Source organism: uncultured Aquincola sp., assembly GCF_964001545.1.
GTDB lineage: Bacteria > Pseudomonadota > Gammaproteobacteria > Burkholderiales > Burkholderiaceae_C > Aquincola.
The window spans coordinates 1-10,235 of sequence record NZ_CAXFDV010000733.1 but is presented as its reverse complement, the minus strand read 5'-3'; the positions used below and the strand labels follow the sequence as shown (position 1 = coordinate 10,235).

The 10,235-nt window shown below is 68.8% G+C and carries 12 protein-coding genes; 6 read left to right on the top strand and 6 right to left on the bottom strand.

The features are described 5' to 3' along the window. Positions 1 to 975: molecular chaperone HtpG (htpG, locus tag ABNT58_RS25765; RefSeq protein ID WP_348756234.1), on the top strand; the 975-nt coding region annotated here is incomplete at its 5' end. A gap of 45 nt (positions 976 to 1,020) precedes the next feature. Here the strand turns inward: htpG and ABNT58_RS25760 are convergent. The 3 genes from ABNT58_RS25760 to ABNT58_RS25750 all read right to left on the bottom strand — a co-directional run bounded on the left by ABNT58_RS25760 (position 1,021) and on the right by ABNT58_RS25750 (position 3,409). Beyond that, positions 1,021 to 2,034, bottom strand: coding sequence for a serine/threonine protein kinase (locus ABNT58_RS25760; RefSeq protein ID WP_348756233.1), 1,014 nt, complete (start codon positions 2,032 to 2,034; stop codon positions 1,021 to 1,023). After that, positions 2,031 to 2,657 (bottom strand): DUF2726 domain-containing protein, encoded by a 627-nt coding sequence (locus tag ABNT58_RS25755; protein WP_348756232.1) that lies wholly within the window; start codon positions 2,655 to 2,657, stop codon positions 2,031 to 2,033. The genes ABNT58_RS25760 and ABNT58_RS25755 overlap by 4 nt, the downstream gene beginning before the upstream one ends. Positions 2,658 to 2,728: 71 nt before the next feature. Further along, entirely contained in the window at positions 2,729 to 3,409 is a 681-nt protein-coding gene (locus ABNT58_RS25750; protein ID WP_348756231.1) for a GNAT family N-acetyltransferase, read from the bottom strand. Between the two features lie 273 nt (positions 3,410 to 3,682). Between ABNT58_RS25750 and rplM the strand changes: the two genes are divergently transcribed. From rplM to erpA, 3 genes are all read left to right on the top strand, one after another. Next, positions 3,683 to 4,111: a 50S ribosomal protein L13 gene (rplM, locus tag ABNT58_RS25745; RefSeq protein ID WP_257799581.1), complete on the top strand. Its 429-nt coding sequence runs from the start codon at positions 3,683 to 3,685 to the stop codon at positions 4,109 to 4,111. Between the two features lie 9 nt (positions 4,112 to 4,120). Beyond that, complete coding sequence (gene rpsI / locus ABNT58_RS25740; RefSeq protein WP_250198710.1) at positions 4,121 to 4,513, top strand: 30S ribosomal protein S9; 393 nt, start codon at positions 4,121 to 4,123, stop codon at positions 4,511 to 4,513. A 155-nt stretch (positions 4,514 to 4,668) separates the two neighbouring features. Next, positions 4,669 to 5,046: an iron-sulfur cluster insertion protein ErpA gene (gene erpA / locus ABNT58_RS25735; RefSeq protein ID WP_348756230.1), complete on the top strand. Its 378-nt coding sequence runs from the start codon at positions 4,669 to 4,671 to the stop codon at positions 5,044 to 5,046. Positions 5,047 to 5,056: 10 nt separating this feature from the next. On the opposite strand, the gene ABNT58_RS25730 is transcribed toward erpA, so the two are convergent. Together ABNT58_RS25730 and ABNT58_RS25725 are read right to left on the bottom strand one after the other, a co-directional pair. Further along, positions 5,057 to 6,181 (bottom strand): anhydro-N-acetylmuramic acid kinase, encoded by a 1,125-nt coding sequence (locus ABNT58_RS25730; RefSeq protein WP_348756229.1) that lies wholly within the window; start codon positions 6,179 to 6,181, stop codon positions 5,057 to 5,059. A gap of 14 nt (positions 6,182 to 6,195) precedes the next feature. Further along, positions 6,196 to 7,467 carry a peptidoglycan DD-metalloendopeptidase family protein gene (locus ABNT58_RS25725; protein ID WP_348756228.1) on the bottom strand — a complete coding sequence of 424 codons (1,272 nt, stop codon included), beginning with the start codon at positions 7,465 to 7,467 and terminating at the stop codon, positions 6,196 to 6,198. A gap of 342 nt (positions 7,468 to 7,809) precedes the next feature. On the opposite strand from ABNT58_RS25725, the gene tyrS reads away from it, so the two are divergent. Next, positions 7,810 to 9,015 (top strand): tyrosine--tRNA ligase, encoded by a 1,206-nt coding sequence (gene tyrS / locus ABNT58_RS25720; RefSeq protein ID WP_348756227.1) that lies wholly within the window; start codon positions 7,810 to 7,812, stop codon positions 9,013 to 9,015. A gap of 7 nt (positions 9,016 to 9,022) precedes the next feature. Then, on the top strand, positions 9,023 to 9,466 hold the full coding sequence (gene dtd, locus ABNT58_RS25715; RefSeq protein ID WP_348756226.1) for a D-aminoacyl-tRNA deacylase: 444 nt from the start codon (positions 9,023 to 9,025) through the stop codon (positions 9,464 to 9,466). Positions 9,467 to 9,485: 19 nt separating this feature from the next. Here the strand turns inward: dtd and ABNT58_RS25710 are convergent. Further along, positions 9,486 to 10,235: MBL fold metallo-hydrolase (locus tag ABNT58_RS25710; protein WP_348756225.1), on the bottom strand; the 750-nt coding region annotated here is incomplete at its 5' end.

Below are 10,235 nucleotides of genomic sequence, written 5' to 3'. Positions count from 1 at the left end.
GTGAAGCTGTACGTCAAGCGCGTCTTCATCATGGACGACGCCGAGGCGCTGATGCCGGTGTACCTGCGCTTCGTCAAGGGCGTGATCGACTCTGCCGACCTGCCGCTGAACGTCAGCCGTGAGCTGCTGCAGGAAAGCCGCGACGTCAAGGCTATCCGCGAGGGCAGTACCAAGCGCGTGCTGGGCATGCTGGAAGACGTGGCCGAGAACCAGAAGGACAAGTACGCGGCCTTCTGGAAGGAGTTCGGCGCGGTGCTGAAGGAAGGCGTGGGCGAGGACCATGCCAATCAGGAGCGCCTGGTCAAGCTGCTGCGCTTTGCCTCCACCCAGGCCGACGAAGGCGTTTCGTTCGCCGACTACATCGGCCGCATGAAGGAAGGCCAGGAGGCCATCTACTACATCACCGCCGACAGCCTGGCCGGCGCCAAGAGCAGCCCGCAGCTGGAGATCTTCCGCAAGAAGGGCATCGAGGTGCTGCTGCTGACCGACCGCGTGGACGAGTGGATGCTCTCGCACCTGTACGAGGTGGAAGGCAAGCCGCTGCAAAGCGTGGCCAAGGGCGCGGTGGACCTGGGCAAGCTGCAGGACGAAGAAGAGAAGAAGCAGGCCGAAGAGGCGGCCGAGGCCTTCAAGCCCGTGCTCGAGAAGCTCAAGACCGCGCTGACGGCGCGCGCCAAGGACGTGCGCGTGACCAGCCGGCTGGTGGATTCACCGGCCTGCATCGTGGTGGAAGAAGGCGACATGAGCGCCCACCTGGCCCGCATGCTCAAGCAGGCCGGCCAGCAGGCGCCCAAGACCCAGCCCATCCTGGAAGTGAACCCGTCGCATGCGCTGGTCAAGCGCCTGGAAACCGACGAGTCGCACTTCGATGACCTGGCCAACCTGCTGTTCGACCAGGCCTGGCTGGCCGAAGGCGGCCAGCTGGACAGCCCGGCCGAGCACGTGCAGCGCGTGACGCGGCTGCTGACGGCCTGATTGGAGGGGGGGGCGCGAGCGCAGCGAGCTTGGGGGCTGTCGTTCTCAGCCCTCTTGCATGGTTTCAATCTGCTCGCGCAGCTGCTGCGTCTGCTGCTGCCAGTAGGCGGCGGTGCCGAACCACGGAAACGCCGCCGGAAAGGCCGGGTCGCCCCAGCGCTCGGCGATCCAGGCGCTGTGGTGGATCATGCGCAGCGTGCGCAGCGGCTCGATCAGCGTCAGCTCTCGGCGGTCGAAGGGCATGAACTGCTCATAACCTTCCAGCAGCCACTCCAGCTGCATCGCCATCGTCGGCCGGTCGCCCGACAGCAGCATCCACAGGTCCTGCACCGCCGGGCCGTTGCAGGCGTCGTCCAGGTCCACCACGTGCGGGCCTTCGTCGCGCCACAGGATGTTGCCGGGGTGGCAGTCGCCATGCAGGCGCAGCTGCCGGGCCTGCGGCAGGGCATCGAAGGCGGCTTGCGCCAGGGCCAGCGCGCGGGCGCTGGCATCGGCCCACAACACATCCTGCGGCTCGGGCACGAAGCGGCCGTCCAGCAGCCGCTGGCGGGCGGCGGTGCCGAAGGTGGCCACGTCCAGCGTGCGCCGGTGCAAAAAGCGCGATCGCGCACCCACCGCATGCAGCCGGCCAAGGAAACGGCCCAGCCATTCCATCACCAGCGGGTCTTCCAGCTCGGGCGCGCGGCCGGTGCTGCGCGGGCTCACGCCGAAGCGGTGCGGCTGATCGCCGGCGCCCAGCGTGGCCAGCGTCGGCGGTTGGCCGGCCAGCTGCACCGCCTGCGGTGCATCGGCCGCCGCCTGCAGCACCCGCGGCGCGATCACCGGCACCTCGGCGTCGGCCAGTTCCAGCGCAAACGCGTGTTCTTCCAGGATCTGCGCGTCGCTCCAGCGGCCCGGGCGGTAGAACTTGGCCACCACCACGTCGCCGTCTTCCAGGAACACCTGGAACACCCGGTTCTCGTAGGAATTGAGCTGCAGCAGCCTGCCATCGCCGCGCAGGTTCACCGCGTCCAGTGCCTCCAGCACCAGACCGGGATCGAGTTCGGCGTAGCCCGTCATGCTCCGCGACCCGCGCCGCCGCGCGCAGCCGGGGTGGAGCGGCGCCAGCCCAGCAGGAACGAATCGATGAAGCCGCTGGACTCCGGCGTGCCGGCCGGCCGGTAGCTGGCCCAGACCGGCGCGGCGGCCGCGGGCTCGGCGTGCACGCTGTCGGCCACCATCAGCTGCAGCTCGGGGATGGTGGGCAGCGCATGGGCCTTGCAGCGCAGGTAGCGCACCTCGCAGGCGCCTAGCACCGATTCCTTGATGCGCTGGCCGCGGCGCGACAGGCGGCCGCCGGATTCGATGTCGATGGCCGCCAGCACCCGGCCGCTGCCGGTGCAGATGGCAAACGACACGTTCAGGCTGCCCAGCAGCTCATACCAATAGCGCAGGCTGGCGGGGTCGTTCGGGTGGCAAAAGCGCAGCAGCGGCAGCTTGCACAGCACCGCATGTGCAGGCAGGGCCTCGCGCAGCTGACGGTAGACGCTGCGCTCGTCGGCGCTGAACACCGGGCGCGCGGCCAGCGGCCACTCGTCGGGCAGCCCCGGCGGGCTGAGGGCGGCGCGGCGGCGGCGAAGGACCGCCACGAGGAACAGCAAGCTGCCCAGCGCGATGGCGGCCCAGGTGATCAACCAGGGCAACGACGGGTGCATCGGTGGAGGAGGAGAGGCAAGCGCCGCATGTTAATGCCCGCTCGCTTTCTCCCCGGTACTTACTCGCTGGCGCCGCGGCCGGCGGCCCCGAACAGCGAGCGCACCGTCGACAGCCCGTCGAGCAGCGAGCCCACTTGCCTCGCATGCAGTTTGAGCCGGTAGTCGATCTCGCCCACCTGCTCGCCCAGCAGCTGCTCCACGTTGGACAGCAGGTCTTCGGGCGGCAGCTTCAGCCGCGCTTCCGCCTCCGAGCCCATGCGCTCCACCACCGCGCCAGCCCGGCGCGCGATCTTGAGCATCGCGGTGTTTTCGCTGAGGGCGTGGATGACCAGCGTGGACACGCCGCGGTTGCGCGCATGCAGCACCGCATGTTCGAACAGCCGGGCGCCGAAGCCGCGGCCGCGCGCCTTGTCGACCACCGACACGCCGAACTCGGCCGCCCGCGGCTGCCCGGCCACGGGGCTGAGCACCGCCAGGTGCGACAGCGCCACCAGCTCGAGCCGGCGGTTGAAGATGCCGAACACCTCGTCGTGCACGAAGTCGATGCCGTCCACATAGCGGCCGATCTGGCTGTCGGAGGCGGCGTAGCCGAAGCGCAGGTAGCGGTCGCCATCCTTCAGCGCCAGCAGGTGCGCCAGGATGCGGGGGCGGTGGCGCTGCGCCAGCGAGCGCACCGGCAGCCAGCGGTACCGCGCCGCCGGGCCGGGATCGGCGGGGGAAGTGGCAGTGCGTGTGTTCATGCGGACTCCGGGGCGACAGCGGGGCGAATCAGTGTTTACCCTAGGAGTGTAGCGATGCAGCGGCCTTGGCGTGCGGCCGGCCTGTGTGCAACAGGCCCCGCGCTTGGGTGAATTCGTGTATGCTCGCGGGCTTGCCCTTTTTACGGACGGGGCAAGGGCGTGCACGCCGGTTTCCTTCACGGGGCGCCGGCAGCGACTGAGAGGCCACCTCGAGAGAATGGCACCGAAGAAGCCGATGCGCCGAACCAGTCCGTTTCCTTTGAAAGACCCCTCATGAAGACCTTCAGCGCCAAGCCGGCCGAAGTGAAGCACGAGTGGCTTGTGCTCGACGCCACCGACAAGGTGCTCGGACGTGTTGCCAGCGAAGTGGCACTCCGTTTGCGCGGCAAGCACAAGGCCATCTACACGCCTCACGTCGATACCGGCGATTTCATCATCGTCATCAATGCCGACAAGCTCCGCGTCACTGGCAACAAGGCCAATGACAAGGTGTACTACCGTCACTCGGGCTTCCCGGGCGGCATCTACGCGACCAAGTTCAAGGACATGCAGGCCAAGCACCCCGGCCGCGCCCTGGAAAAGGCCGTGAAGGGCATGCTCCCCAAGGGTCCGCTGGGCTATGCGATGGTCAAGAAGCTGAAGGTCTACGCCGGTGACACCCACCCGCACACCGCTCAGCAGCCCAAGACGCTGGAAATCTAAGGAGCTGAGATGATCGGCAATTGGAACTACGGAACGGGCCGTCGCAAGTCGTCTGTCGCACGTGTCTTCATCAAGAAGGGCACGGGCCAGATCACGGTGAACGGCAAGCCGGTCGAGCAGTACTTCGGCCGCCAGACCTCGATCATGATCGTCAAGCAGCCGCTGTTCCTGACGAACAACGTCGAAGCCTTCGACATCAAGGTCAACGTGCACGGCGGTGGCGAAAGCGGCCAGGCCGGTGCGGTGCGCCACGGCGTCACCCGCGCGCTGATCGACTACGACGCGGCGCTGAAGTCCGAGCTGAGCAATGCCGGGTTCGTGACCCGCGACGCTCGTGAAGTCGAGCGTAAGAAGGTCGGTCTGCACGGCGCTCGTCGCCGCAAGCAGTTCAGCAAGCGCTGATCGCGCCTGCCGACTTCAAGAAGCCGCCTTCGGGCGGCTTTTTTGTGCACGGCCTGTTCACTAGCCCGCCCTGCGCGTGGGGGCAGACCGCTGCCGCGATAATCCCGCTTGAACGCCAGCGGTTCGTCCGCATGTCCTCTTGGAAGGAGCTCCTCATGAACGCCGTAGCCGAACCGATCGCCACCCCCGTCGCCGATGAAATGCCGGCGCCCATCATCTTCACCGACAGCGCGGCCTCCAAGGTCAAGGAGCTGGTGGACGAAGAAGGCAACCCCGAACTGAAGCTGCGCGTGTTCGTGCAAGGCGGCGGCTGCTCGGGCTTCCAGTACGGCTTCACCTTCGACGAGATCGTGAACGAAGACGACACGCAGATGAGCAAGAACGGCGTGACGCTGCTGATCGACGCGATGAGCCTGCAGTACCTGGTGGGCGCCGAGATCGACTACAAGGACGACCTGCAAGGCGCCCAGTTCGTGATCAAGAACCCGAACGCCACCACCACCTGCGGTTGCGGCTCCAGCTTCTCGGCCTGACCTTGCCTGCCTAGGCTGGGTGCCAGGCACCCAGCACACGCGGCCCCAGCGCCCCGGTGACCTCTTGTCGGTTGCCGGGGCGTTGTTCCATGAAGGCCTGGGCCAGCCAGGCGAAGGCGGCCGCTTCCACCTGCATCACGTCGATGCCGGCTTCGCTGGTGGGCGCCACCCGCACGCCGGGCAGCAGCGCGACCAGGCGCTGCATCAGGTGCTGGTTGAAGGCGCCGCCGCCGCACACCCACAGCTGGCGCGCGGCCGGCGCATGGCGCTGCAGGTCGGCGACGATGGGCCGCAGCGTCAGCTCGGCCAGCGTGGCCTGCACGTCTTCGGGGCGCAGGCCGGCCGGCACTTCGCGGTCCAGCCAGCCGGGGTCGAACAGGTCGCGACCGGTGCTCTTGGGCGGCGCGCGGTGGAAAAAGGGCTCCTGCAGCCAGCGCGCCAGCAGTGCTTCGTCCACCCGGCCGGTGGCGGCCCAGCGGCCGCCGTCGTCATAGGCGCGGCCGGTATGCCGCTCGCACCAGCCGTCCAGCAGCGCATTGGCCGGTCCGCAGTCGAAGCCGGTGACGGCGCCGTCGGCGCCCAGCAGCGTGAGGTTGGCGATGCCACCCAGGTTGAGCACAGCCGCCGCTTCGCCCGGGCGGGCAAACAGCGCGGCATGAAAAGCCGGCACCAGCGGTGCGCCCTGGCCGCCGGCCGCCACGTCGCGGCTGCGGAAATCGCACACCACCGGAATGCCGCAGCGCTCGGCCAGCAGTGCGCCGTTCAGCAATTGAAGCGTGTAGCCGTGGCCGTCGAATTCACCCGGCCGGTGGCGCACGGTCTGGCCATGGGCGCCGATGGCGAGCACCTGAGCGCGCGGCAGGTCCGCCAGCAGCGCATCGACGCGCTCGGCGTAGGCCAGGGCCAGGCCGTTGGCGGCCAGCGCGGCGCGGTGCAGTTCGTTGTCGCCCGGCTGGTTCAGCGCCATCAATGCGGCGCGCAAGGCGGGGCTGAAGGGTGCATGCACATGGCGCAGTACCTGCACGCTGCCACCGCCGGCGCCGATGTCGGCCAGCACGGCGTCCACGCCGTCCATGGAGGTGCCCGACATCAGGCCGATGTACAGGCCCGGCGCCGGATGGCCGAGGTGCGCCATCCGTGCGTCTGTCGTCAGTCGCCGGCGCCGTGGGCGCCCGAGATCGTCTGCGCCAGGGCCAGTTGCGCCTTGTAGGTCAAGGCGCGGGCGGTGAAATCGGCGCGCTGGGCCGACGAGATGGTGACGGCCTCGGAGCTCTTGGCGATCTTCAGCGGGTCTTGCTGCTGGCCGTCGATCTTGAACTCAAAGTGCAGGTGCGGGCCGGTGGCCCAGCCGGTGGAGCCGACCGCGCCGATGGTTTCGCCCTGGCTCACGCGCTCACCCTTGCGCACGCCGATGCGCGACAGGTGCGCGTACAGCGTGCTGGGGTCGTTGGTGTGGCGCACTTCGATGACGTTGCCGTAGCCGTTCTGCACACCGGCGAAGGTGACGATGCCATCGGCCACGCTGCGCACCGCGGTGCCGGTGGGCGCGCCGTAGTCCACGCCGCGGTGGGCTCGCCAGGTCTGCATGATCGGGTGGAAGCGCATCGCAAAGCCGGAGGTGATGCGCGAGAACTCCATCGGGCTGGCCAGGAAGGTGCGGCGCTTGCTTTGGCCGTCGAAACCGAAATAGGCGCCGCGGCCTGCGGTGTCGCGGTACCAGACCGACTGGTAGGCCTTGCCGGCGTTCACGAACTCGGCGGCCAGCACCCGGCCGGTGCCCTGGTTCCAGGTGATGGGCTCGCCATCGGCCGTCAGCGCCTCGTAGACGATGCTGAAGGTGTCGCCCTTGCGCAACTCACGGTGGAAGTCGATGTCCGCCGCGAACATCTCGGCCATCTGGGCCGCGATGGCGTCAGGAATGCGGGCTTCGTCGCTGGCGGCGAAGAAGGAGCTTTGCACCGTGCCGCTGGCCAAGCGCACCTGCGACTGCAGCGGCGCCAGCGCGATGCGGCTGCGCCAGCCGCTGCCGTCGCGCTCCACCGTCAGGCGGGTGAACTGGCTGGCGGCGGGGTCGGACGATTCGGCGGCGTAGCGGGCCACCAGGCTCACCAGCCGGCCGTCGCCATCGGCCACCGCCTGCACCATCTTGCCCGAGCGGCCTTCCAGCAACCGGCGTGCGATCGGGTCGCGGCGCAGGAAGTTGGCAGCCGCCACGTCGGCCACGCCCATGCGTTTGAGCAGGGTGTCCGCGGTGTCGCTGGGGCGGGTGAGGTCGTTGCGGCTGAGGGTCAGCTCATGGGCGGCCAGCGCTTCGAGCTGGCTGCCGACGGCTTCATGCTCCACCGATTCGCTGATGACGCGCTGCGGCAGGTCGGCCGCATCCGGCGCCATGGGCGCGATGCCGAAGGCCGTGGCCGACACACCGGCCAGGAAGGTGACGACTGCGACGGTGATCCCGCGGGGATGACGTCTACGGAAATTTTCAACGGCGGTGCCAACACGCGCCAGCGTTCCCAAAGAATCCAATTTGAGTCGGCGGGACGATGGGCCCCGAAGGTCGTGCAGCGCAGCGCGTACTGCTGGGCCACGGTGTCGAAAAAAAGGCGTCCGAGGGGTGATCGCTAGAATCGAGATCAGGCGTCGGACGCCGTCGATAGGGACGTGTTCTCGTTGTCCTACGAGTATATCGACCGACCCCCTCGTTCGAGTAGGTTGGTCTTCTGGATTTACAAGCCCTCCATGTCAACAAATGTGAATGACGCCGTGCCGTCCGACCGCGTGCTGGAAGCCCTGGCGATCAGCCGCCGCGGCTGCGACGAGCTGCTGCCCGAAGCCGATTGGTTGAAAAAACTTCAACGCTCAGAGGCCACCGGCACGCCGCTGCGCATCAAGCTGGGGCTGGACCCGACCGCGCCGGACATCCACATCGGCCACACCGTGGTGCTCAACAAGATGCGCCAGCTGCAGGATCTGGGCCACCAGGTGATCTTCCTGATCGGCGACTTCACCTCGATGATCGGCGACCCCTCGGGCCGCAACGCCACCCGGCCGCCGCTCACCAAGGAGCAGATCGAGCACAACGCGCAGACCTACTACAAGCAGGCCAGCCTGGTGCTGGACCCGGCGCGCACCGAGATCCGCTACAACTCGGAGTGGAGCGACGCGCTGGGCGCGCGCGGCATGATCCAGCTGGCCGCCCGCTACACCGTGGCGCGCATGATGGAGCGCGACGACTTCCAGAAGCGCTACAGCGCCAACACGCCGATCAGCGTGCATGAGTTCCTGTACCCGCTGATGCAGGGCTACGACTCGGTCGCGCTCAAGAGCGACCTGGAACTGGGCGGCACCGACCAGAAGTTCAACCTGCTGGTGGGCCGCCACCTGCAGCAGGAATACGGGCAGGAGCCGCAGTGCATCCTGACCATGCCCTTGCTCGAAGGCCTGGACGGCGTCGAGAAGATGAGCAAGAGCAAGAACAACTACATCGGCATCACCGAGCCGGCCAACAGCATGTTCGCCAAGCTGCTGTCGATCAGCGACGTGCTGATGTGGAAGTACTTCACCCTGCTGAGCTTCCGCTCCGAGGCCGAGATCGCGGCGCTCAAGGCCGAGGTGGCCGCCGGCCGCAACCCGAAGGACGCCAAGGTGATGCTGGCCAAGGAGATCACCGCGCGCTTTCACAGCGCGGCGGCGGCCGAGGCGGCGGAGCAGGACTTCCAGAACCGCGCCCGCGGGGGCGTGCCCGACGAGGTGCCCGAGGTGGCGCTGGCGGGCGGGCCGCTGGCCATCGGCGCCTTGCTCAAGCAGGCCGGCCTGGTGGCTTCCACCAGCGAAGGCCTGCGCATGGTGGAGCAGGGCGGCGTGCGCATCGACGGCACGGCCATCGCCGACAAGGCGCTGAAGGTGGAACCCGGCACGTTCGTGGTGCAGGTGGGCAAGCGCAAGTTCGCCCGCGTGACGCTGGGCTGAGCCCGCCGTGCTGAGCGTGGTGCAGCGGGTGGCCGAGGCCTCGGTCACGGTCGAGGGGCGTGTGGTCGGCCAGATCGGCCGCGGCCTGCTGGTGCTGGTGTGCGCCGAACCCACCGACACGCCCGCCGTGGCCGACAAGCTGGTGGCCAAGCTGCTGAAGCTGCGCATCTTCAGCGACGAGGCGGGCAAGATGAACCGCAGCGTGCAGGACGTGGGCGGCGGGCTGCTGATCGTCTCGCAGTTCACGCTGGCGGCCGACACCCGCAGCGGCAACCGGCCCAGCTTCACTGGGGCGGCGCCGCCGGCGCTGGGGCGTGAGCTGTATGAAGCGGTGCTGGCCAGCGCCCGCGCCCAGCACCCGCTGGTGCAGGCCGGCGAGTTCGGCGCCGACATGCAGGTGCGGTTGCTCAACGACGGGCCGGTGACGATTCCGCTGAACGTCGGCGCCTGAGGGCGCCCGGGCGTTGCCGTCAGGGCAGGCGCACCTGCCCAGCGTCGGCCACCAGCGTGCCGTCGTGCAGCAACCGATCGAGGTTGTCGGCCGCGAAGTCGGCCAGCGCCAGGCCCGCCGGCAACTGCCGGGCGATGCCGGCCAGCAGAGGCGTGGTGGTCATCCAGTGCAGCAACATGTCCCGCGGCCGGCTGCGCCACTCCAGCAGGTGGAACATCACCAGCGCCCGTAGCGCGTAGCGCAGATGCGCCAGCGGTTGCTGCGCAAACAGCGCCAGGCGCTGCCGGCTGGCCGCGATCGCCTCCGCCACCGCGCTGAAAGGCGCGCCGTGGCCCGGAATCACCCAGCGCGGCGCCAGTGCCTCGATGCGCTGCAGCGCCGCCAGCGCCGGGCCGATGCCGTCTTCGCCCACCAGTTCGGGGAACACGATGGCCACGCGCTGCTGCCACAGCGCATCGCCCGAGATCAGCACCCGCTGCGTGGGCTCGAACAGCATCACCGCATCGGGGTCGTGCCCGGGCGCGGCATGCACCTGCCAGTCGTGGCCGCCCAGGCGCAGGTGCTGGCCGTCGGCCAGGCCGTGGTGGGCGGCAAAGCGGTCGCAGCGCTGGTCGATGGCGTCGAAGCTCAGCGCACCGGCGCTGTCCCATTGGTTGACGGCATCCACCAAAGGCGCGGGCACCCAGCACTCGGCGCCGCTGGCGGCCTGCAGCGCGGCATTGCCGCCGCAGTGGTCGGCATGCAGGTGGGTGTTGATCACCCGCGCCGG